The 21,069-nt window shown below is 70.3% G+C and carries 18 protein-coding genes; 6 read left to right on the top strand and 12 right to left on the bottom strand.

Annotated features, from left to right (window positions below; translation table 11 throughout):
* The first annotated feature begins 312 nt into the window (after positions 1 to 312).
* Entirely contained in the window at positions 313 to 1,224 is a 912-nt protein-coding gene (locus tag TA3x_RS09360) for a sigma-70 family RNA polymerase sigma factor (protein WP_435020518.1), read from the top strand.
* 116 nt (positions 1,225 to 1,340) lie between these two features.
* Positions 1,341 to 2,645 (top strand): hypothetical protein, encoded by a 1,305-nt coding sequence (locus TA3x_RS09355; RefSeq protein ID WP_435020516.1) that lies wholly within the window; start codon positions 1,341 to 1,343, stop codon positions 2,643 to 2,645.
* Here the strand turns inward: TA3x_RS09355 and TA3x_RS09350 are convergent.
* Positions 2,624 to 3,139 (bottom strand): hypothetical protein, encoded by a 516-nt coding sequence (locus tag TA3x_RS09350; protein WP_435020514.1) that lies wholly within the window; start codon positions 3,137 to 3,139, stop codon positions 2,624 to 2,626. The two genes, TA3x_RS09355 and TA3x_RS09350, sit on opposite strands and share 22 nt — an antisense overlap.
* 133 nt (positions 3,140 to 3,272) lie before the next feature.
* Here TA3x_RS09350 and glpK point away from each other — a divergent pair, with 133 nt between their 5' ends.
* Positions 3,273 to 4,778, top strand: a complete 1,506-nt coding sequence (glpK, locus tag TA3x_RS09345; protein ID WP_435020512.1) for a glycerol kinase GlpK — start codon at positions 3,273 to 3,275, stop codon at positions 4,776 to 4,778.
* A gap of 114 nt (positions 4,779 to 4,892) precedes the next feature.
* On the opposite strand, the gene TA3x_RS09340 is transcribed toward glpK, so the two are convergent.
* The 4 genes from TA3x_RS09340 to TA3x_RS09325 form a co-directional block, all read right to left on the bottom strand.
* On the bottom strand, positions 4,893 to 5,099 hold the full coding sequence (locus TA3x_RS09340) for a hypothetical protein (protein WP_435020510.1): 207 nt from the start codon (positions 5,097 to 5,099) through the stop codon (positions 4,893 to 4,895).
* 50 nt (positions 5,100 to 5,149) lie between these two features.
* Positions 5,150 to 6,202 carry a DUF1559 domain-containing protein gene (locus TA3x_RS09335; protein ID WP_435020508.1) on the bottom strand — a complete coding sequence of 351 codons (1,053 nt, stop codon included), beginning with the start codon at positions 6,200 to 6,202 and terminating at the stop codon, positions 5,150 to 5,152.
* A gap of 248 nt (positions 6,203 to 6,450) precedes the next feature.
* A complete protein-coding gene (locus tag TA3x_RS09330; protein WP_435020507.1) occupies positions 6,451 to 7,851 on the bottom strand; it encodes a DUF1501 domain-containing protein in 1,401 nt (466 codons plus the stop codon).
* Between the two features lie 96 nt (positions 7,852 to 7,947).
* Entirely contained in the window at positions 7,948 to 9,384 is a 1,437-nt protein-coding gene (locus TA3x_RS09325; protein WP_435020505.1) for a sulfatase, read from the bottom strand.
* 424 nt (positions 9,385 to 9,808) lie between these two features.
* Here TA3x_RS09325 and TA3x_RS09320 point away from each other — a divergent pair, with 424 nt between their 5' ends.
* The gene (locus tag TA3x_RS09320) at positions 9,809 to 10,900 is read left to right on the top strand and encodes a DUF1559 domain-containing protein (RefSeq protein ID WP_435020503.1); all 1,092 of its coding nucleotides are present in this window, start codon (positions 9,809 to 9,811) and stop codon (positions 10,898 to 10,900) included.
* Between the two features lie 149 nt (positions 10,901 to 11,049).
* Here TA3x_RS09320 and TA3x_RS09315 read toward each other — a convergent pair whose 3' ends face one another.
* Positions 11,050 to 11,919 (bottom strand): tetratricopeptide repeat protein, encoded by an 870-nt coding sequence (locus tag TA3x_RS09315; protein ID WP_435020501.1) that lies wholly within the window; start codon positions 11,917 to 11,919, stop codon positions 11,050 to 11,052.
* 219 nt (positions 11,920 to 12,138) lie between these two features.
* Here TA3x_RS09315 and TA3x_RS09310 point away from each other — a divergent pair, with 219 nt between their 5' ends.
* Positions 12,139 to 12,477, top strand: a complete 339-nt coding sequence (locus TA3x_RS09310; RefSeq protein ID WP_435020499.1) for a cupin domain-containing protein — start codon at positions 12,139 to 12,141, stop codon at positions 12,475 to 12,477.
* Positions 12,478 to 12,483: 6 nt separating this feature from the next.
* Here the strand turns inward: TA3x_RS09310 and trpS are convergent, their stop codons facing one another.
* The 3 genes from trpS to nadD form a co-directional block, all read right to left on the bottom strand.
* Positions 12,484 to 13,446, bottom strand: coding sequence for a tryptophan--tRNA ligase (gene trpS / locus TA3x_RS09305; protein WP_435020497.1), 963 nt, complete (start codon positions 13,444 to 13,446; stop codon positions 12,484 to 12,486).
* Between the two features lie 125 nt (positions 13,447 to 13,571).
* Entirely contained in the window at positions 13,572 to 14,348 is a 777-nt protein-coding gene (locus TA3x_RS09300) for a Uma2 family endonuclease (protein WP_435020495.1), read from the bottom strand.
* On the bottom strand, positions 14,345 to 14,941 hold the full coding sequence (nadD, locus tag TA3x_RS09295) for a nicotinate-nucleotide adenylyltransferase (protein ID WP_435022325.1): 597 nt from the start codon (positions 14,939 to 14,941) through the stop codon (positions 14,345 to 14,347). Before nadD ends, TA3x_RS09300 begins: the two co-directional genes overlap by 4 nt.
* A gap of 132 nt (positions 14,942 to 15,073) precedes the next feature.
* Between nadD and priA the strand changes: the two genes are divergently transcribed.
* Positions 15,074 to 17,389 (top strand): replication restart helicase PriA, encoded by a 2,316-nt coding sequence (gene priA, locus TA3x_RS09290; protein WP_435020493.1) that lies wholly within the window; start codon positions 15,074 to 15,076, stop codon positions 17,387 to 17,389.
* Between the two features lie 10 nt (positions 17,390 to 17,399).
* Here the strand turns inward: priA and TA3x_RS09285 are convergent, their stop codons facing one another.
* The 3 genes from TA3x_RS09285 to TA3x_RS09275 all read right to left on the bottom strand — a co-directional run bounded on the left by TA3x_RS09285 (position 17,400) and on the right by TA3x_RS09275 (position 20,964).
* A complete protein-coding gene (locus tag TA3x_RS09285) occupies positions 17,400 to 18,338 on the bottom strand; it encodes a DUF1559 domain-containing protein (protein ID WP_435020491.1) in 939 nt (312 codons plus the stop codon).
* A gap of 143 nt (positions 18,339 to 18,481) precedes the next feature.
* The gene (locus TA3x_RS09280; protein WP_435020489.1) at positions 18,482 to 19,030 is read right to left on the bottom strand and encodes a hypothetical protein; all 549 of its coding nucleotides are present in this window, start codon (positions 19,028 to 19,030) and stop codon (positions 18,482 to 18,484) included.
* Positions 19,027 to 20,964 carry a sialate O-acetylesterase gene (locus TA3x_RS09275; RefSeq protein WP_435020487.1) on the bottom strand — a complete coding sequence of 646 codons (1,938 nt, stop codon included), beginning with the start codon at positions 20,962 to 20,964 and terminating at the stop codon, positions 19,027 to 19,029. The genes TA3x_RS09280 and TA3x_RS09275 overlap by 4 nt, the downstream gene beginning before the upstream one ends.
* Between the last annotated feature and the right edge of the window lie 105 nt (positions 20,965 to 21,069).

Raw genomic sequence — 21,069 nt, 5'->3', positions numbered from 1 at the left:
CCCATCCCGACACTCCGACACCGCGCTATTATAGCCGGGCACGCGGTCGCGCCGAGAAGATTCCTCCTGGCCGCCAGATAATCCGATCATCGGCTTTCATCCTGGAATGGGGCCGCCTCGACGGGCGAGGCCGGGTCCTTCGCGGGAAGCTTAGGACATGATCGGGGAGAAAATCTCGAAATTGTAAAAAATAGCCGCCGGTTATTTTCGGCGATCTCAATGGGAGTGCTGAAGGCCGCCGCCACATCCTCGATGAGGAGGTTCAAGGCGAGCAGACCGACCCGAATAGTGCAGGACCGGGAGCCAGCCACCATGTCTCGCAACGATCGCAAGGGCCAGGAAAGCGGCGTGATGGACATCTACCTCGGCCAGATCCAGGGGGACTCGCTCCTGACGGCCGCCGAGGAGTGCGAACTGGCCGAACGGATCGCCGCCGGCGACGATGCTGCCCGTTCGAGGATGATCCGGGCCAACCTCCGGCTGGTCGTCAAGATCGCCCGCGACTACACGGGTCGGGGGATGAGCCTGGATGACCTGATCGGCGAGGGCAACCTCGGCCTGATCCGCGCCGCCGAGGAGTTCAACCCCCGGTTCGGCACCCGGTTCAGCACCTATGCGAGCTACTGGATCAAGCAGGGCATCCGCCACGCCCTGACCAACACCACGGCCACGATCCGCCTGCCGGCCCACATGGTCACCCTGCTCTCGAAGTGGCGGAAGGCCGAGCGGACCCTCTACCGCGAGCAGGGCCGGATGCCGGGCTTCGACGAGGTGGCCGCCGTGCTGGGCCTGACCGAGGCCCAGCGCGACATGGTGATGCGGGCCCGGCGGGCCAGCCTGATCCGGGGCGAGGGGCCGTCCGACGACGAGAACGGCTGGTCGGCCGACGAGGCCTGCGACGACCGCGAGGCCCCGGAAGAGGCCCTGGAACGGGCCGACGACCGCCGCCAGCTCCGCCGCCGGATGGAACGCCTCGACGACCGCGAGCGGGCCATCCTCACCCTCCGGTTCGGGCTCGGCGGGGACGCCCCGATGACCCTCAAGGAAGTCGGCCGACGCCTGGGCGTGACCCGCGAGTGGGTCCGCAAGATCGAGGTCCGCGCCGTCCGCAAGCTCGAAGACGACGCCCCGGTCGTGGCCCCGGCGGCCCGCAAGCCCCGGCGTGCCGCCGCGATGACGGCCGAGGCCGGCCGCGCCCGCCCCCTCGCCATGCAGATGGCCTGAATGGCCCGGACTCGGGTTGACCGGATCGGCGGGATCCGGCCAAATCCCCGGCACCGACGGGGCGTCGGCCGGATGCACCGGCCGTCCCGGCGGACGCCCGAAGCCGAGCCCGCCGGATGCCCGACCGTCGCGTCCTGACCGCCCTGATCGTCCTGGCCATCTCCGCCCGGGTCGCGGCCATCTTCGTGCTCGGCGGCCACCAGGTCCGGCACGCCACCTACGAGCACGGCGAGATCGCCGAGAATCTGCTGGCCGGACGCGGGTTCTCGGTCATGTTCCTGGGGGCCGACGGCCCGACCTCGCAGCAGGCACCGCTGTATCCGGTCGCGGTGGCGGGGGCCTATGCCCTGGGCGGGGCCGGCACCCCGCGCGCCCTGCTCATCCTGGAGCTGGCCCAGGCGGTGCTCGGGGGCGTGCTGGTCCTCGCCGTCGCGATGCTGGCCGCCGAGGTCGCGCCCGGCCGCCCCATCGTCGCTTATCTTGGCGGCCTGATCGTCGCCGTCCACCCGACGCTGGTCTACGCGGCCACGCACATCCAGGTCGCGTCGATGGCCGCGGCCCTGGTGGCCGGCTGCCTGGCCTGGGGCTATCGCCTGGGCCGGACCGGCCGGACGGGCGATGCCATCGCGGCCGGCACCTGGCTGGCGATCCTGGCGCTGACCGATCCGATCCTGGGGCTGGTGGCCTTCGGCATGGCCTGGGCGGCCGTCCGGGGCCTGGGGTGGCGCGGGTCGATCCGGCCCCTGGCCGTCCTGTGCCTGACCTGCGCGATCGGCGTGGCGCCCTGGGTGGTCCGCAATGCCCTGGTCCACGGCGAGTTCGTGCCGGTCAAGAGTTCGTTCGGCTATGCCTTCTGGCAGGGCAACTGCGCCCTGAGCGAGGGGACCGACAAGGTGGTGCGGGCGTCGGTCGAGCCGATCCTGGAGGGGGCCGGGGGCTCGCTCCGCGACCAGAACCGGGCGCTGTGGCGGGCCCGCCACGAGGCCGGCTACCTCGACGACATCGCCCTGACCCGCGACGACTATCGCACGATGGCGGCGATGACCGAGCCGGCCCGATCCCGCTACCTGTTCCGCAAGGCTTTGGACGACCTCCGGGCCGACCCGACCCGGTATCCCCGGCTCTGCCTGCGCCGGCTCCGCTACTTCATCCTGTTCGACGAGACCAACCCCAAGACGCGGAACCGGCTCTACCGCGTTAGCCACCTCGGCCTGACGGCCCTGGCCGTGCTGGGCGTGGTGCTGGCCCCGCGCGACCTGCGACGGCGGCTGGGGCCGACGTTCCTGGCGGCGGGGCTGATCACCGCGTTCCACGCCCTGACGATCGTCTCGGCGCGGTTCCACCTGCCGATCGAGCCGGTGATGGCCGTGTGGGCCGCCTCCGGGGCCGCGCGATGGTCTCAGCCCCGCGTGCCGACGTGATCATAGGCGTCCGGGTCGAACGTCGGCTTGCGGGCCGCTTCGTCCTGGGCCAGCCGGAGCCGATGGTCGAGGCCGAACGCCCTCAGGGCCAGGATCGCCCCGCAGATCACGGCGATGAAGCTGATGGCCCCGCCCCCGACCCAGGCGGCCTGGATCACGTCGCGGTCGCGGACGGTCATGCTAGTCAGCCAGGCGATCCCCATCAGGCCGAGGGGCACCCCCGCGCCGATCTTGGTGGCGACCCGCATCGGCGACCACTCCGACTCATCTCCCGGCAGGGTGCGGCCGAATTCCAGGGCCTTCATCCGTTCCCGATGCTCCATCTCCCTTTTCTTCTGGGAGGACCGGATGATCATCGCGGTCGGCACGATGACGATCGGGATCAGCATCGCGAACATCGCGACGGCCGCCCCCGGGGTGAAGGGGTGGCCGTCCCAAACGATGACCTCGCGGTTCATGTGCTGGGCGAACAGGGCGAATGTCGTCGGTTCCATCGGCTCAGCCCCTCAAGGTTCGGCCCGCCGGAAGGGCGAGGCCGGGATCGATCATAACACCGGAGCAATCGGCGGTCGGTGCGGGTAAGATGTGGGCCTTCCCCGTCTTATCTGCGATTCGGAGCCCTTCGTCATGGCGCGTGACCATCTGCTCGTGATCGACCAGGGGACGACCAGCACCCGCGTGGTCGTCTATGACAACCGGCTCCGGCCGGTCGGCCAGGGGCAGGTCGAGGTCCCCCCCACCTACCCCAAGCCGGGGTGGGTCGAGCACGATCCGAAGGCGTTGGTCGATTCGGTCGGGCCGGTGGTCGTCCAGGCGCTGGAGGAGGCGGGCATCGGCGCGGATCGGATCGCGAGCCTCGGCATCACCAACCAGCGCGAGACGGCCATCGTGTGGGATCGCCGGACCGGCCAGGCCATCGGGCCGGCCATCGTCTGGCAGGACCGCCGCACCGCGCCGTTCTGCGAGAGCCACCGCGATCGTCAAGCCTGGGTCTCCGAACGCACCGGGCTGGTGCTCGATTCCTACTTCGCGGCGACCAAGTACGCCTGGCTGCTCGACAACGTCCCCGATGCCCGTCGCCGCGCCGAGGCCGGGGAACTGGCGGCCGGGACCGTCGACACCTGGCTGATCTGGCACCTGACCGGCGGGGAACGCCACGTCACCGACGCCACCAATGCGTCGCGGACCCTCTTGATGGACCTCCGCACGCTGACCTGGGCCGATGACCTTTGCAGCTTCTTCGCGGTCCCGGCCGGGATATTGCCCGAAATCCTCCCGAGCGTCGGGGATTTCGGCAAGACAAAGGGTCTGGGCTATCTGCCCGATGGCTTGCCGATCACCGGAGTGGCCGGCGACCAGCAGGCCTCCTTGGCCGGGCAGGGCTGCCTGGCGGCGGGCCAGGCCAAGTGCACCTACGGGACCGGGGCATTCCTGCTGATCCACACCGGCGAGCGGGCCGTGCCGTCGACCCACGGCCTGATCACGACGCTGGCGGCGGGCCTGGGGGATGGGCCCCCGCAATATGCACTGGAAGGGTCGGTGTTCATCGCCGGGGCGGCCGTGCAGTGGCTCCGCGACGGGCTCAAGGCGGTGGGGGCCGCCCCCGAGGCCGACGTCCTGTGCGAGCAGGCCGACCCCGATTCGGGCATCCTGTTCGTCCCGGCGTTGACCGGCCTGGGCGCGCCGCACTGGGACGCCGACGCGCGGGGGACGATCTTCGGCCTGACCCGCGCCACGTCGGTCGCCGACCTCGCCCGAGCCACGCTGGAAGGGGTCGCCTACCAGGTGGCCGACCTGATCAACGCCATGAACGCCGACCTGAAGATGCCCCTGCGCGACCTGCGGGCCGACGGCGGGATGGCCCGGTCCGACCCGTTCCTCCAGTTCCAGGCGGACCTGCTGGGCCTCCCCCTGCTCCGCGCCTCGCAGGTCGAGTCGACCGCCCTGGGCGCCGCCCTCCTGGCCGGCCTGGGGATCGGCCTCTTCTCCGGGCCCGACGAGGCCGCCGCGCTGATCGAGGCCAACGGCCGCGCCTTCACCCCCGCCCGCGACGAGGCCTGGCGCACCGCCGCCTCGGCCCGCTGGCACCACGCCGTGCAGACGGTCCGGGGCCACTATCGGTCCGGGAGCTGATCGCGCCGATCGCTACGACGAGGAAACGCAACCGCCCCGCCGGGATGATCCGGCGGGGCGGTCGCTTGGAGACGATCCGTCGATCGGGCTCTCGGTCTTCCCGAGGTCTTGCAGTCAGGGCTGGCCCTTGGTCGTCTTCTTGGCCGCGGCCTGCTCCGAGGCGGCGTTCTCGGCGGCGATGTTCGCCTTGTTCTCCTCGGTCAACGGCACCTGCCTGTGCGTGCCATCATCGCCGCCGCATCCGCTCAGGAGGGCGAGGCCCAGGAAGGGGGGCAGGGCGACGGCCGGGATCAGGGCGAGGCGGAAAGGCTTCGGGGTCATGAGATCTTCCTCTTGGGTACGTTTCTCTCGTCGCGGCGCCGGATGTGGGCTCAGAGACTGTCGGCGCTGATGATCTCGCCGCCCCCCTTGGTCGACACGGCGATCCAGGTGGCCGGGTTGACGGTGTCCTTGACGAAGCGGACCGAGCCGTCGAGCAGCGCCACGACGACGCCGCCCGGGTGGGCCGAAGTGGCACCGAACAGGGTCGCTTCCTTGATGCCGGGATAGTTATTCTGCCCGGCAAACTGGCAGGACTTCTTGTTCGGGGTCATGATGTGGCTGTAGCCGCCGCCGAGCCCGCAGTTGTGCTGGACCCAGGAGAAGCCGCGGGTGGTGTAGTTGTTGACCGTCGTCGCGGCCTGGCAGGTCGCCGCGAGGGCCTGGACGGTGGCCAGGAGGTCGTTGTTCTGGAGCGGCGGCGCCGTGGGGAACGAATAGGTGATCGATGTGGTGTAGGTGGCGTTCCGGCCGGGCGCCGAGGTGTTATTGCCCCGGAGCATCTCGCTGAAGATCACCGTGTTCGAGGTGCCGTCGGTGATCGACGCGATCGTCACGGGCGACGAGATCTGGGGATTTTGCGGGCTGAACGAGTAGGCCGGCCCGTCCATCGTGCCGCTGGTGAGCGACGGGCAGGTCCCCAGATTGTTGGCGTAGTTGCACTCGCCGAAGGCATACGCCATCCCCGGCGAGGCTGACATATTCCGGTTGCAGCGATACGGGTCCGAGGGGCAGAGGAAGGCATTGACCGAGGTGCAGGTGCCGGTCCAGTTCGCGACATTATTGAAGACGGTCGACACGTTGAACGTATCGAAGACCGCCCGCTGCTCCAGGAAGGGCAGCAGTTTCATCTTCATCGAGAAGTCGTTGGGGTTCCGGCTCGCGTCGGTCCCGGTCGGCGGCAGGCAGGAGTTGGCGTCCATGTAGTTGGCCGAGGCCAGGCCCAACTGCTTCAGGTTGTTGGTGCACTGCATCCGGCGGGCCGCCTCTCGCGCCGCCTGCACGGCCGGCAGCAGCAGGGCGATCAGCACCGCGATGATCGCGATGACCACGAGGAGTTCGATGAGGGTAAACCCTCGGTTCGACCGACGATTCGGACGGTACATGGCGCAAGCCTCCGACCCCGCTGGGACGTTTCCCCGCCCGGGATCTGTGATTAGGGATCGATGAAGTGTCGTCAAGATTCGCCGACGAGTGCCCCTCGCATGGGCTCGCGGCACGGCTATTGAACAATCATCCGTACCTGATGTCCAGGGCGCGACCCGACGACCTTCGCCGAAGCGTCGGGTCGCGCGCGAAGGCCCCGGATGAGTAGGCGACATTCGCCGGGCCGGGGGCCGGCCCCTCGTCCGGATCAGAAGAGGTCGAGCAGCGGTTCGCCGGCTTCCAGGAGGTTGAAGACGCGGCCGTCGCGGTCGGTGGCCTGGAGGTCGCCGGTGCCCATCGCGTGGTAGACCGTCTTGGCGATGTGGGCCGGCGTGACCGGGCGGTTGGCGGGGCGTTCGCCCAGGCGGTCGCTCGCCCCGTAGACCTGGCCGCCCCGGATGCCCCCGCCGGCCAGCAGGACGCTCATGCAGTGGGTCCAGTGGTCGCGGCCCGCGCCCGAGGCCCCGCCGGAGCGGATGTCGCCGATCTTGGGGGTGCGGCCCATCTCGCTGGTGACCAGCAGCAGGGTTTGATCGAGCAGATTCCGGCCGGCGAGGTCCGCGACCAGCGCCGAGAAGCCGCGATCGAACTCGGGGAGGAGGTTGTCCTTCAAGCAGTTGAAGTTGTTGCCGTGGGTGTCCCAGCCGCCGCCGCTCTTGCACTTGGCGGCGATCTTCTCGTTCTCCTTCCAGAACACCGTGATGAACGGGACGCCGGCCTCGGCCAGCCGCCGGGCCAGGAGCAGGCTCATGCCGTTGACCGTCTCGCCGTAGCGGGCGCGGAGGCTCGCCGGCTCGGAGGAGAGGTCGAAGGCCGCGGCGGTCCGCGACGAGCCGAGCAGGCCCAAAGCCCGTTCCTGGTGGGCCGAGTACAGCCGGACCCGGGGGTTGAGATCGAGGTCGCAGCGGGCGGAGTCGACGGCGGCCATCAGGGAGCGGCGATCGAGGAGGCGGGCGGCCGTCACGTTCCCTTCCAGGCTGAGGGCCGGGGCCTCGAACCGGAGGGGACGCTCGACCGATCCGTTGACGTAGAGCGGGTCGTGCTCCACGCCCAGCCTCGCGGCGAACTGCCCGGGCCGGGTGTACGGGGATTGGCTCGGGCGGTGGGGCAGCGTGATCGCGTTGGGCAGGTCGGCCCGCTGGGGCCGCCGCGAGGCCGCCACGCAGCCCAGATACGGCCAGTCGTCGGGCTGGGGCGTGCGGTTGTTGGCCAGGGTCAGGAAGCTGACGTCCGGGACGTGCCCGGTCAGGTTGTAGTAGTAGCCGGCGTGGTGGTCGTTGGTGTTGACCGTCGCCCCCACCGAGTTCACCACCGCGAGGTGGTGGGCCTGCTCGGCCAGCATCGGCAGGTGCTCGGAGAGGCGGATCCCCGGCGCGGAGGTGGCGATCGGCCGGAACGGCCCCCGATACTCGGCCGGGGCGTCGGGCTTCATGTCCCAGGTGTCGATCTGGGACGCCCCGCCGCACAGGAAGAACAGGATCGTCGAGCGGGCGGTGCCCTGCCCCGTCGCCGCACCGGAGGCCGACCGGCCCAAGCCGGCCATCCCGGCGCAGGACGCCAGGAGGAAGGTCCGTCGATCGATGCCGGCCGCCGACCGCGTTTGATCCATGCGCCCCTCGATTTCAGGATCCTCGTCCCGCATCTCCGCCCGATGTTAAACAAGCCGGGGACGCCACGCCACGCAAATCGCCCGAGGTCTTCCGGCCTACTTGCGGGTGGCCAGGCGAGCGTCGGTCGACTTGATCCACCCGAGCAGGTCACCCAGCAATTCGTCCCGCCTGGCGGTCTCCTTCTGGGCCAGATCCTCGCGCTCGCCGATGTCCTGGCCGACGCGGTAGAGCTCGACGGCGTGGTTGGTGGCCAGGGCGTCGCGGCCGCCGTCCAGGACCCATTCCTCGTGGTAGAGGAACAGCTTCCAGTCCCCCTTGCGGATCACCGTCACCGGGCGGGTGCGGAACAACGGGTCGCGGCCCCGGGGCACGGGCTTGTCCAGGTAGCCGGGGAAGTGCCAGAAGATCGACGTGCGGTCGATCGTCCCCTTCCCCTCGAACAGGGGCAGGAGGTTCGCGCCATCGAGGGCCGGGGCGGGCGTGCCGCCGGCCGCGGCGACGAAGGTCGGATAAAGATCCTGGTTGATGATCGGGACGTCGCACCGCGACCCGGGGGCGATCCGGCCCGGCCAGCGGGCGAAGAAGGGTTCGCGGATGCCGGCCTCGTAGTAGGCCCCCTTGGCCCCCCGCAGGGGCTCGTTGATCGAGGCGGGGGTGCCGCCGTTGTCGCTGGTGAAGATGACCAGGGTGTTCCGCTCCAGCCCGAGGTCTTCGAGCTTCTTCAGCAGCACGCCCACGCTGGCGTCCAGGTCGTAGGTGCAGGCGGCATAGAGCGCCGCGACGTGGGGGACGTTGGTTGCGTCGGCCTTGGCCCGGAACCGGGCGAGCGTCGACTCCTTCGCCTGGAGCTGGGTGTGGATGGCGTGGTGGGCGAGGTAGGCGAAGAACGGGCGATCCTTGTTGGTCTCGATGAAGTCGCAGGCGGCCCGGGTGATCGAGACGGTGCGTTTGGGGTCGGGGTTCGCGCCCTTGGCCGCTTCCTTCCTGGCCCCCTTGCGGGAGGGCCCGGGCTTCTCGTCCTCGTCGTCATCGTCGCCGCCGTCTCGGGCCGGGACCAGTTCGGGCGGGCTGACGTCGAAGCCCTGGCTCTTCGGCCCGGTGCCCCGGGCGTCCGAGCCGAGATGCCACTTGCCGAAATGGCCTGTCGCGTAGCCCTGGCCCTTCAGGGCCTCGGCCACGGTGACGATGTCAGACCGCAGCCCCTGCGCATTCGGCACGGGGGCGAGGCGGAACTTGTCCTTCGGGCCGCGATCGGTGTCGCCCACCGCGTAGACGCCGTGCCGGGGCGTGTACTGGCCGGACAGGAGGCAGGCGCGGCTCGGGGCGCAGTTGGCGGCCCCGGCGTAGGCCGAGGTGAAGCTCATGCCCTGCGATCGGAGGCGGTCGAGGTTGGGGGTTTCGATGAACCCGTCGCTGTTGGACGCCACGTCTCGCCAGCCGAGGTCGTCGGCGAAGATCAGGACGATGTTCGGCCGGTCCGGGGCCGGGGCCGGAGGACTGCCCCCCCGGCAGGCCGAGGCATAGAATAACAAGCAAGCGATTGCGAGTGTCGGGCGTAGGGTCATCCTCGGGCCTTCCGATCTGGCGATGACTGGGGAGGGTGGGACGGAGGTCCGGGCGCGGGCGACGCGGCACGCGCCACGATAAACGCTGGTGACGCCGATCGCCACCCACAGCCACCTTTCGTGACGAGCCCGGTCGAACGGCCGTCCTAGGGTGGGGATGGCGACCACAGGGCCCAGTCCCCCACATTTGTTGAGGCAAGGGAACATCAGATGTTTCTTCGGGATTCCGTAAGCCCTTAACCTTCCCATCGCCACAGGTCACGAGTATCCTGACGCCCATCTCACCCATTTAAAAGATCGTCATCACGACGGCCGTTGAAGCCCCAATCCAACGGCGAATCCGTGCCGGGGGCCGGCCCGCATCGGACGCCCCCGGAGCCGAATTATGTTCATGCCTCGCCGATCCACCCTTTATCATCCCCGCCGTGGCTTCACCCTGATCGAATTGCTGGTGGTCATCGCGATCATCGCGGTGCTGATCGCCCTGCTGCTGCCGGCCGTTCAGGCGGCACGCGAGGCCGCCCGGCGGATGCAGTGCGTCAACAACCTCAAGCAGCTCGGCCTGGCGTTACACAACTACCATCAGACCAACGATTGCTTCCCCCCGGGCGGCCTGGAGGGTCGGCTCGCCAACGGGACGGCCGCCGATCCCCACGGCTTCAGCGCCCACGCCCGTCTCCTGCCGGGCATGGAGCAGTCGGCCCTGTACAACGCGGCGAACTTCTCGCTCGCGGCGAAAGGCGATGATACCGTAACGCAGATAAACTCCACCTTCACGTCCGCGAGGGTGGCCACATTCCTCTGCCCGTCGGGGATCGAGCCGAGTTGGATCAGCTCACAGAACAAGTTGCGGGCGGCCGGCAATAATTATTTCGCCTCCTATGGGGCTGGCATCGAATGGAAGGCGGACAACGCAGGCGGGCCGCCCAACGGGGTGTTCCAGGTGACCGGCTCGCCGATCGGCCTTCGCGATATCACCGATGGGTCGAGCAACACGATCGCCTTCGCCGAGTTCAAGAATGGCACCGGGAACCAGAGTGTCGTCACGCCCGCCACGGACATCGTGTTCTTCGGCGATCCCCCCGCCGGTACGGGCCGACAGAAGGCCGGCACGGAGATCATGCCCGCCCTGAACACCCCGGCCTTCCAGCAGTGGATCACCGACTGCACCGCCGCCGTGGCGACAAAGCGGGCGGCCTACACGCCGATCCAGGGCGAATCCTGGGCCTTCGGGCTGGTCGGCTACACCCTGGGCAGCACCCTCCTGCCCCCCAACTCCAAGTATGTGAGCTGCAGCGCCGGCAACGCCAACACGCTGTCCGCGGCCGGGATGTTCAACATGAGCAGCAACCACTCCGGCGGGGCGAACATCCTCCTGGGGGACGGCTCGGTCCGGTTCCTCAAGAATACGACGGCCAACAACGTGATCTGGGCCCTGGGCACCCGCGCCGGCGGCGAGATCCTGTCGGCCGACTCGTTCTGACCCGCGGGCAAGCCTGATCCGCCCTTGATGCGGGCTTGCTCCGATCCATCCCAGCCGCCCCGACGATCGGTATCGACGTCGGGGCGGCTTCGTGCATTCCTGGGGATCGTCGCGAAGATCACCCGCCCTGCACACGCCCGCCCCGCCGGTCAGCGGCGGAGGCGGTCGGACAGGTCGCGGGCGATCGTGGAAGTCGGGTCGAGGCGGAGCGATCGTTCGACCGCCTGGAGGGCTTCCGACGGCTTGCGATCGGCCTCCAGGGCCTGGGCGAGGTGGAGCAGGACGTCGGGCCGGTCGGGCAGGCGGGCCGCGGCCGAGGAAAGGTCGGCGATGGCCGGGCCGGCGTGCTTGAGGGCCAGGTGGGCCAGGCCGCGCTGGTGGCGGGCCTCGGGATCGTCGGGGGCCAGGTCCACCGCCTGATCGAGCCGGACCAGCGCCTGATCGGGCTGGCCCCGGCCGAGCTGGAGGGTCGCGATCCGGAGGATGGCCGGGGCCGATCCGGGGTCGAGTTCGAGCGAGCGGAAGTAGGCGGCCAGCGCGTCGTCGGTCCGGCCCAGGGCCTCCAGCGACTGGCCCCGCGCGAAATGGGCCTCGGGCTGGTTGGGGTCGACCTCGATGGCCGTCTCGAACCGCTCCAGGGCGGCGGGGTGGCGGCCCAGGCGGGCGGAGACCTGGCCCAGGCCGATCAGGGCGCCGACGTAGCGGGGGTCGAAGGTCAAGGCCCGGAGGTAAGACACCTCGGCGGAGCCGAGATCCCCCTGGAGCTGCTTCACCTTGCCGAGCCGGAAGTGCAGCTCGGCCGACTTGGGGGACTCGGCGGCCAGCGTCTCCAGCACGGGCCGGGCCCGATCGTACTGGCCGCTGTCCATCGCCGCCGTGGCGTCCTGGCTCAGCTCCTGGCGGCGGGCCTCCTGGGCCGGGCTATCGGCCCCGGCGTCGCGCCTCGACCGCCAGCCGGCGCAGCCGGGAAGGAGGGCGAGGATGAGGCAACCACCGGCGATGACGGCCCGACGCCGCATGCATCCCCCTCCCTGGGTGGTCTTCCGGGCCCGCGAATCCTTCCGCGCGGCCCTCCCTGCCTCCGAAGCGTCGGAGGATAGGCCCGATCTTCATCCCGGTCAATCCCGATCGATCACGCGTCCGCCCGATCCCGGCCGGGGCACGCCATTTGCCCGGATCATCCCCGCCGCTTCCCGCCCGAGTCGTCCCAGGTCCGAACGATCCAGGAGATGCAACTCATGGCCGACACCACGATTATCAAGGTCAGCTCGTCGCATTCCCCCCGGGGGGAGATGGGCCAGCGCTATCTCGCCTCGGGCAAGAACCTTTCCATGAGGCTCTGGGAGGACGAGGCCGCGGGCGAGCCCAAGCCCTCCGCCGCCCGCGACTACGAGACCGTCGGCTACGTCCTGTCCGGCAAGGCCGAGCTGCACCTGGCCGGGCAGGTCGTCATCCTCGAACCGGGGGATTCCTGGGTGGTCCCCCGGGGGGCCTCGCACACCTACAAGATCCTCGAGACCTTCTCCGCCGTCGAGGCGACCCATCCCCCCGCGCAGGTCCACGGCCGGGACGAGTGACCCCGATCAGCCCAGCCCGCACGCCGCCCGGGCGCGAGCCAGCGTCGCCCGGGCCGTGGCCCGGGCCTTCGCCGCCGCCGCGTGACGGATCTCGGCCACCCGCTCCGGGTGCGCCACCAGATCGGCCCGGCGGTCGCGGGCCTCGGCGAATCGCGCGGCGATGTCGGCGGCCAGCCGCTGCTTGACCTCGCCGTAGCCGATCCCCCCTTCCCGATAGCGGCGGGCGACCTCCTCCCGATCGGCATCGGAGGCGAACAGGGCGAACAGCTGGAACAGGGCGTCGGTGTCGGGGTCCTTGGGGGCCTCGACCGGGGTGCTGTCGGTGACGATCTTCTTGCACTTCTTGAGGATCGTCTTGGGGTCGTCGAAGATCTCGATCGTGTTGTCGTAGCTCTTGCTCATCTTCCGGCCGTCGATGCCGGGGATGACCGCCACGCTGTCCAGGATGTACGGCTTGGGGATCGTGAAGACCTCGCCGTAGGTCCGGTTGAACCGCTCGGCGATGTCGCGGGTCACTTCCAGGTGCTGCTTCTGGTCCTGGCCCACGGGCACGACGTCGGCGTCATAGAGCAGGATGTCGGCGGCCTGGAGCACGGGGTAGGCGAACAGGCCGTGCTCGGCGGGCAACCCCTGCTGCACCTTGTCCTTGTAGCTGACGCACTTCTCCAGCCAGCCCATCGGGGTGACGGTCGTCAGCAGCCATGCGAGTTCGGCGACCTCGGGCACGTCGGACTGGACGAACAGGGTAGCGACCTCCGGATCGAGCCCCAACGCCAGGAAGTCCGCGAACACGTCGAAGACGTACCCCCGCAGCCTGGCGGCATCGCGGACGCTGGTCAGCGCGTGGTAGTCGGCCACGAAGAAATAGGCGTCGTTGCCGCGCTGGAGTTCGAGGTACTGGCGGATCGCCCCGAGGTAGTTGCCGATGTGCAGCGGGCCCGAAGGCTGGATGCCGGACAAGACGCGCATGGCGGAAGGTGCTCTCGCAAGGTCCCGGATCTGCCGGGGCAGGTCGCCCCGCCGACCCGATCAGTGTATCACAACCGACGGCCCCCGCCCCCGGCACGGCTCGCCGACTTCCGTGGCCGGCCCGATCAGTCGAGGCTCTCCGGATCGATCCCCATCTCGCGCATCTTCGCCAGGAGGCGGGCCGAACGGGCACGCTCCTCCTCGGCGCGGGCGTCGGCCTCCCTGGCGCGGGCGTCGGCCTCCCTGGCGCGGGAGTCGGCCTCCTCGGCGCGGGCGTCGGCCTCCTCGGCGCGGAGGCGTTCCAGGCGGGCCTCGCGTTCGAACTCCAGGCGTTGCCGGTCGGTCTCCAGGAAGTCGATGAACGGGCGGCCGTCGGGCCGGTAGATCTCCAGTTCCTCCCGGAGCCCGAATCGGACGCCGAGGCGGGGGCTGACCCAGCCCTCCATCCGCATGATCGGCCGGAGGGTCTCGCCGTCGCGGAGCCAACCCCGGAGGGTGACGCGGTCGGGGTCGTAGACGTAGTACTCCTCGACGCCGAACCGCTCGTAGAATTCCCGCTTGCGGCTCATCTCGGCCGGGCGATTGCCGGGGGACAGGACCTCGAAGACGACCTGCGGGGCGATGCCGTCTTCGACCCACTGCATGTACGACCCGCGATACCCCTTGGGCCGGCCGAAGACGACCATCGCGTCGGGGGCCATCCGGGTCTTGTTGTCCCCCTCGATCGGATACCAGAGGAGATCGCCGGCGACGAAGACGTCGGGCCGATCGCGGAACAGGGCGTCCAGCCCCCCCTGGATGGTGACGATCCAGCGGAACTGGAGGGTATTCTCGGCCATCGGCTCGCCGTCGCTGTCGGGATACTCGATCTCGGAGGAGGTGGATGGCGTGTGGGTGCTCATCGGGTCGGGTCCTCGGCTCGGTAAAGGCCGTGGGCGTCGATGTAGGCCTTGACCGCGTGGGGGATCTGGTAGCGGGCGCTCCGGCCTTCGCGGAGCATCCGGCGGATCGCGTGCGATGCGATGCCGATCGGCGGCACGTCGATGCGGGCGATCGGCCGGGCACCGGGGGGCGGGTCGAACGGAGGGGGCTCGAAGCCGGGCCGGTTGACCACCACCAGCCGGGCCAGTTCCATGATCCGCCCCGGCTCGCGCCATTGGGGCAGGTCCACCAGGCTATCGGCGCCGATCAGGAACGACAGGTCGTCCTCGGGGCGGTCGCGGCGGATCGCCTCCAGGGTCTCGACGCTGTAATGGGGCCCGGGGCGTTTGGCTTCGATTTCGGAAACCTCGAAGGCCGGGTTGCCGGCGATCGCCAGCCGGACCATCTCGATCCGGTGGGCCACGGCGGTCCGGCCGCCCGGCTTGTGGGGCGGTGAGCCCGCGACCACGAACCAGACCCGGTCCAGACCGAGCGCCTCGCGGCAGGTCTCGGCCAGGATCAGGTGCCCGACGTGGATCGGGTCGAACGTGCCGCCGAACAGGCCGAGTTGCATCGCCACCCCCATCTCCTCGCGATCGCCGCGACCCCGACCGCCCTCTCCCCCGCCCCGGAAATCGAGGTCGCCTCCGGATGGACAAGCGTTTAGAATGGGGCGGGGTTCCCGAGGTGACGATAGGACGGGCCGATGCGACTTGTCAACGGCAAAGGGACGATCCAGCCGGCCCTGTTCGCGGGGCCTGACCCCGAGGCCGACGATGCCGGCGGCGAGATCGTCGAGGGGCCGTTCGCCGGGGTGGTCTTCAACCGGCCGATGGACGCGGTCTATTCCTACCGGATCCCCGAGCGGCTCCGCGCGCAGGTCGTGCCCGGCCAGAGGGTCACGGTCCCGCTGGGCCGGGGCAACAAGCCGGTGACCGGCTACTGCGTCAGCGTGGACGAGTCGGCCGAGGTCAACCCGGCCCGGGTCAAGGACGTGATCGAGGCCCTGGACGACCCGCCCCTGATCGACGCGCGGATGCTGGACCTGACACGCTGGATCGCCTCCTATTATACGTGCGCCTGGGGCCAGGCGCTGGACGCCGCCGTGCCGGCCGGGGTGAAGAAGCAGGCGGGGACGCGGGTCTGGACCTGCCTGACCGTGCCGGAATCGACCCTGGCGAAGAAGGCCGACGGGTCGCTCCGCCTGACCGCCAAGCAGGCGGAGATCATCGAGATCCTGGCCCGGTCGGACGTCCCGCTGACGCTGTCCGACGTCTGCCGCCGGGCCAAGGTCGGCCCCGGCCCGGTGACCACGCTCCGCCAGAACGGCCTGATCCACTCGGTCAAGCGGCGGATGGGCGCGGCGCCCGCCGCCCCGGACGACGATCCCGACTTCGCCCGCCGCCCCGCCCCGGAGCCCACCGCCGAGCAGGCCAAGGCCCTGGAGATGCTGGGCCCGAGCCTGGACACGCCCGGCGTGTTCGCCCCGTTTTTGCTCCACGGCGTGACCGGGTCGGGCAAGACCGAGGTCTACCTCGACGCGATCGACCGGGTCGTGGCCCGGGACCGCGAGGCGATCGTGCTGGTCCCGGAGATCAGCCTCACCCCGCAGACGATCCGCCGGTTCCGCCGCCGGTTCGACCGGGTCGCGGTCCTGCACAGCCACCTGAGCGAAGGGGAGCGGCACCGGCACTGGCGGAGCATCGCCTCGGGCGAGATCCAGGTCGTCGTCGGCGCCCGGTCGGCGGTGTTCGCCCCGGCCCGCCGCCTCGGGCTGATCGTGATCGACGAGGAGCACGAAAGCTCGTTCAAGCAGGAGGTCGTCCCGCGTTACCACGCCCGGGACGTGGCCATGATGCGGGCGAAGCTGGAAGGCGTGCCGATCATCCTGGGCTCGGCCACGCCCGCCCTGGAGACCTGGAACAACGCCCGCACCGGCCGCTACACCCGGATCGCCCTGACCGAGCGCGTCGCCTCGCGGCCGATGCCCGAGGTCGAACTCATCGACATGCGTTACGAGAAGCCGATCGGCGTGGCCCTGTCCACCCCGCTCAAGTCGGCGATGGCCTCGGCACTCGACGACGGCGGCCAGGTCATCCTGCTGCTCAACCGCCGGGGATTCCACACCTATGCCGTGTGCGTGAACCCCGGCTGCCGCGACATCCTCAAGTGCAAGTCGTGCGATTCGAGCCTCACGTTCCACCGCTCCCGGCAGCGGCTGGTCTGCCACCTCTGCGACGCCGAGACCGAGAAGCTCCAGTACTGCCCGAGCTGCCGGAAGCTGCTGTACTACGGCGGGATCGGCACCGAGCGGCTGGAGCGTGAGGTCCGCGCCGCGTTCCCGGACCACGCCACCAAGCGGATGGACTCGGACACGATGCGCGGCCACGGCAGCCACGAGCAGGCGCTGGCCGCGTTCCGCAACGGGGAGACGCGGATCCTGCTGGGCACCCAGATGATCGCCAAGGGGCTGGACTTCCCCAACGTCACGCTGGTCGGCGTGGTCGACGCCGACACGGCCTTGCACCTGGAGGACTTCCGGGCCGCCGAAAGGACCTTCCAGATCGTGGCCCAGGTGGCCGGCCGGACCGGCCGCGGCGAGCGTCCCGGGCGGGTGCTGGTGCAGACCTTCTGCCCGACCGTGCCGGCCATCGCCCACGCCCAGCATCACGACTACCTCGGCTTCGTGTCCGAGGAGCTGGAGGCCCGCCAGAAGGCCGGACTCCCGCCGTTCGGCCGGATGGTCCGGCTGATCGCCCGGGGTGCCGACGCGCGGGCCGTCCGGATCTACCTGGAAACCCTGGCCGATGCCCTCCGCGCGGAGGCGCCGTCGGTGGTGCACATGACCACGCCGTTCGCCGCCCCGGTGGAGAAGATCCGCGACCTGTATCGGTTCCACCTCCGCCTGCGCTGCCCGTCCCCGCGCCCGCTCCAGGACCTGATCCACGCGGTCCTGCCGCAGTACCCGCCCCCGTCGGGGGTCGAGCTGGCCGTGGACGTCGACCCCGTGAGCATGATGTGAGCGGGCTTCGTCAGTAGCTGTCGGCCGAGATCACCTCGCTGCCGTTGCGGGTGCTGAGCGCCCGCCAGGTGGCGGCCGCGATCGAGTCCTTGAAGAACCGGACCGAGCCGTCGCAGAGCAGGCTGTTGACGCCGCCCGGGTGGCGGCTCCGGCTTCCCATGTAATTCTGGGGCTGGGCGGCGGTGGCCGTCGCGGTGACGCACGGGTAATTGCGGGCCGGGTCGTTGCCGCAGGCCCCGTTGTCGGGCTGCTTGCTGTTGGGCGTCAGCCGGGCGGTGATCTGGTAGCAGCCCGTGTCGTCGCTCCAGATCCGGCCCCGGCGATCGAGCTGGCCGGCGACCTGGCTGGGTGTCTGGAGCATCTCCATCAGCGCGAGGGTATTGCTGGTCCCGTCGGGGATCTCGCCGAATCCCGCCCCGTACGCGAGGTAGAAGACGCCCAGTCCCGGCAGCGGGTTGAGGTAGACGTCGGGGCCCCAGTTGACCCCGTAATTCCCCTTGTAGTCGCTGGGGGCGGAGGCGCCGGCGCCCGTGAAGACCTGGGACGAGTCGGAGGGGCAATTCCAGACGCTGATCAGGGTCATCCGGGTCGTCGAGTTATCGGCGGTGCTGAAGATGAGGTTGGTGTTGTAGGCCGCGTAGACGACCCCCTGCTCGATGAACGGCAGGACGGCCACGCAGAAGGGCTGGCGAAAGATGACGCCGCCATAGTTGGCGCTGGCGGGGTCGCGGCCCAGCCCGCCGTTGGGGAATCGGCCGTGGATGTCGTGGTAGTTGTGCAGGGCGAGCCCGAATTGCTTCAGGTTGTTGGTGCACTGGATCCGCCGGGCCGCCTCGCGCGCCGCCTGCACGGCCGGCAGCAGCAGGGCGATCAGCACGGCGATGATCGCGATCACCACCAGCAGCTCGATCAGCGTGAAACCGCGACGACGCCCCGGCACGATCGGCATGGAGACCTCCGCGAAGGCGGCCGATGCGGGGGACCGGCAGCCGCCCAACCGGGGTCGCCGGTCGGGCCGAGCTTGCGGGCATCCCGGGATGTGTGGAGGGAAGGATGGTCGAGTCTACGACGCCCCGGAATGTTTGCAAGCCTTCAATTCATGAATGGAGGATTTGGGTGTGCCTTTTGATTTTGGCGACGTGGTCTTCGGGTGGCTGTGGTTGGCTTGCCAACCACGGCGCCGACGAGCCCTCCTCGGCCATCGTCGGCCGGCATGGAAGATCCGCGACCCGGTGCCTCGCGGGCCATCATCTCGGGATCGTGGGCGCCGGCGCCGTGGTTGGCAAGCCAACCACAGCCACCCAGGACCGCCAAGGCGATTACCAAAATCAAAGGGCACACCCGAGGATTTCCTCCCGGCGACGCGGGCGGATCGATCAGGATCGTCTGATTCGCGTCCTGGAACAGGATGATCCGCTCGCCCGAGAACGCCGCCTCGCGCGAGGTCAGGGCGGCGTTGGGGGCATCGCTGGGGTACTTGCGGGCGAACAGGTCGATGTCCTGATCGCCGCGATGGCCCGAGAATGACCACGTCAGCTCGGACGTCTTGCCGGGATATCCGCAATTCATCTTGCCGTGGAAGTTAGGGCCCGAACAGGACGTCGCATCGCCGGGCGTGCCGTTGTAGAGAGGCAGGCTCAAGGATGTTTCGATGGATCGACGACCCGAAGGGTCAGCTTCTGCGACGACCGGCCCGCCACCGATCGTTCCAGGACCGGCCCCTCGTCGGTCTTGTTGACCGACTCCACGCCGTCCACGACCAGGGCGGCCGGGCCCCGCGAGAGCGTCAGCGGCCCCGACCCGAGCTCGCCCGCCACGGCCACCTGCGGCGTCAGGGCGATGCGGAACTTGATCGAGTTCGCCGTCCGGTTCGCGATCGTCCACTCCATGCCGGCCTCGGCGAACTCCAGCAGGACGACGACCTCGCCGTCGCTGCATTCGACCCGGCCCGGCCCCGGCTCGCAGATCGTGGCCAGTTCCCGGGGGCCGAGCCAGCCCGGGACGCTCGTCCCGCCGGACCCGCCCAGGGCGTTGGACAGGAACTGCTTGCCCCCCACGCCCAGGCTGGTCACCGAGCCGTTCCCCTCGACGGTCGCCTCATACGCCTTCATCCGGACCTGCCGGGCCCGCGGCTTCGGCTGGACGTCCACGTCGGGCGGGGCCAGGGCGTCGGTCCGGAACGGGGCCGCGGGCAGGCCGGAGGCGTCCGACAGGTTGGCGTCCGGCACCCCCGCCCAGGCGTATCGCACCGTCCGGGGCTCGGGCACCTCGCCGCTCCGGAGGATCACCGAGGCACCGTCGATGGCGGCGTCGGCGTAGGCATACCGGCCGTCGGCCCCGGCCACGGCGAAGCCCCGGACCGGATCGCCTCCCCGCGCGACCAGGCCGCCGGTCGCGGCGAACTCGACCCGGAGCGCGTTCCCGTCCGGCCGAGCCGCCTTGAAGGCCGGCCCGCCGGCGACGACCGGGCGGCCATAGGCGTCGCGCAGGGCACACAGGGCGGCGCGGCGGCCGATCTCGGCCTTCTCCCGGGGGTGGAGGTCGAACCCGTCGGTGGTGTGCAGCCCGACCGCCAGCGAGGCGTGGGGCGTCGCCCGGACGGCCTCCGCCTGGGCCTCCCGGAGCCAGGCCCACGAATACCCGGCCGAGCCCGGCGCCCAGTCCGGCAACTGGACGACCACGAACGGCAGGTCCGGCGTGTCGAACCGCTCGCGCCACGAGCCGATCAGCGCCCCGAGGAGACGGGGATAGAGCCCCGGCCGATCGGCGTTGCTCTCCCCCTGATACCAGACGACCCCGCGGATCGGGGCCCGGCCCAGCGGGGCGATCATGGCGTTGTAGAATCCCGACGGACCCGCCCCGAACATCGACATTTTGAGGTCCTTGGGATCGAACCCGGCCAAAGCCTCGCGCGGGACCCACGCCTCGCAGGCCGACCCGCCGAACGAGCTGTCGATGATCCCCAGCGGCACCCCGTCCAGGGCCGGGTCGGCCTGCAACGAAGCGGCGAAGAAGGCCGCGACCCCCGAGAATCCGAGACTGACCTCGGGCGTAGCCCCGTTCCACCGGATGTCGGCCCGCGTCTCCGGCGACGCGCTCGCCTTGCGGCCGACCGAGGCCAGGCGGAGCCGGGGGATCTTCGCGAGGGCCTCGGCGGCGGCCGGCCCGCCGTCGCAATCCTTGAGGTTCATCTGCATGTTCGACTGGCCGGATGCGATCCACACGTCGCCCACCAGCACGTCGGCGGCCTCGGCTGTCGCCCCGCCCACCGACGCCCGGACGGCGTGCGGCCCGCCGGCCGGGAGGGGATCTAGGACCGCCTCCCACCGCCCGTCGTCCCCGGCTGTCGCCCCGCCCTCGCGGGGTCCGACCCGCACCGCCACCACGGACCCGGGGGCGGCCTCCCCCCAGACCCGGATCGGCCGGTCGCGCTGGATGACCATGCGATCGCCGAAGATCGCCCCGAGCGTCACCGCCCTTGCCGCGCCGGGGGGCTGCTGCGCCCGGGACGGCCCCCCGATCTTCAGGCTTATCACGACGGCCATCCCCCACCCGGCGATCACGCGAGCGTTCATCCAGCCCCCTCCCCCGTCGATGATTCGATGGCCCCGCCCGCGCGGGCCGGACGACCATTGTGTCATGCCGCCCGGGGAGGCATGCAAGAGTCTCGGCGATCCTCG

Origin of the sequence: Tundrisphaera macrotermitis (assembly GCF_051175315.1) — a bacterium.
Classification (GTDB): domain Bacteria; phylum Planctomycetota; class Planctomycetia; order Isosphaerales; family Isosphaeraceae; genus Tundrisphaera.
This window is presented reverse-complemented; position numbering and strand designations above follow the sequence as displayed.

Coding starts and splice junctions, on each gene's coding strand:
- TA3x_RS09360 (WP_435020518.1), top strand. CDS start 313: ATGTCTCGCAACGATCGCAAGGGCCAGGAAAGCGGCGTGATGGACATC.
- TA3x_RS09355 (WP_435020516.1), top strand. CDS start 1,341: ATGCCCGACCGTCGCGTCCTGACCGCCCTGATCGTCCTGGCCATCTCC.
- TA3x_RS09350 (WP_435020514.1), bottom strand. CDS start 3,139: ATGGAACCGACGACATTCGCCCTGTTCGCCCAGCACATGAACCGCGAG.
- glpK (WP_435020512.1), top strand. CDS start 3,273: ATGGCGCGTGACCATCTGCTCGTGATCGACCAGGGGACGACCAGCACC.
- TA3x_RS09340 (WP_435020510.1), bottom strand. CDS start 5,099: ATGACCCCGAAGCCTTTCCGCCTCGCCCTGATCCCGGCCGTCGCCCTG.
- TA3x_RS09335 (WP_435020508.1), bottom strand. CDS start 6,202: ATGTACCGTCCGAATCGTCGGTCGAACCGAGGGTTTACCCTCATCGAA.
- TA3x_RS09330 (WP_435020507.1), bottom strand. CDS start 7,851: ATGGATCAAACGCGGTCGGCGGCCGGCATCGATCGACGGACCTTCCTC.
- TA3x_RS09320 (WP_435020503.1), top strand. CDS start 9,809: ATGCCTCGCCGATCCACCCTTTATCATCCCCGCCGTGGCTTCACCCTG.
- TA3x_RS09315 (WP_435020501.1), bottom strand. CDS start 11,919: ATGCGGCGTCGGGCCGTCATCGCCGGTGGTTGCCTCATCCTCGCCCTC.
- TA3x_RS09310 (WP_435020499.1), top strand. CDS start 12,139: ATGGCCGACACCACGATTATCAAGGTCAGCTCGTCGCATTCCCCCCGG.
- trpS (WP_435020497.1), bottom strand. CDS start 13,446: ATGCGCGTCTTGTCCGGCATCCAGCCTTCGGGCCCGCTGCACATCGGC.
- TA3x_RS09300 (WP_435020495.1), bottom strand. CDS start 14,348: ATGAGCACCCACACGCCATCCACCTCCTCCGAGATCGAGTATCCCGAC.
- nadD (WP_435022325.1), bottom strand. CDS start 14,941: ATGCAACTCGGCCTGTTCGGCGGCACGTTCGACCCGATCCACGTCGGG.
- priA (WP_435020493.1), top strand. CDS start 15,074: ATGCGACTTGTCAACGGCAAAGGGACGATCCAGCCGGCCCTGTTCGCG.
- TA3x_RS09285 (WP_435020491.1), bottom strand. CDS start 18,338: ATGCCGATCGTGCCGGGGCGTCGTCGCGGTTTCACGCTGATCGAGCTG.
- TA3x_RS09275 (WP_435020487.1), bottom strand. CDS start 20,964: ATGAACGCTCGCGTGATCGCCGGGTGGGGGATGGCCGTCGTGATAAGC.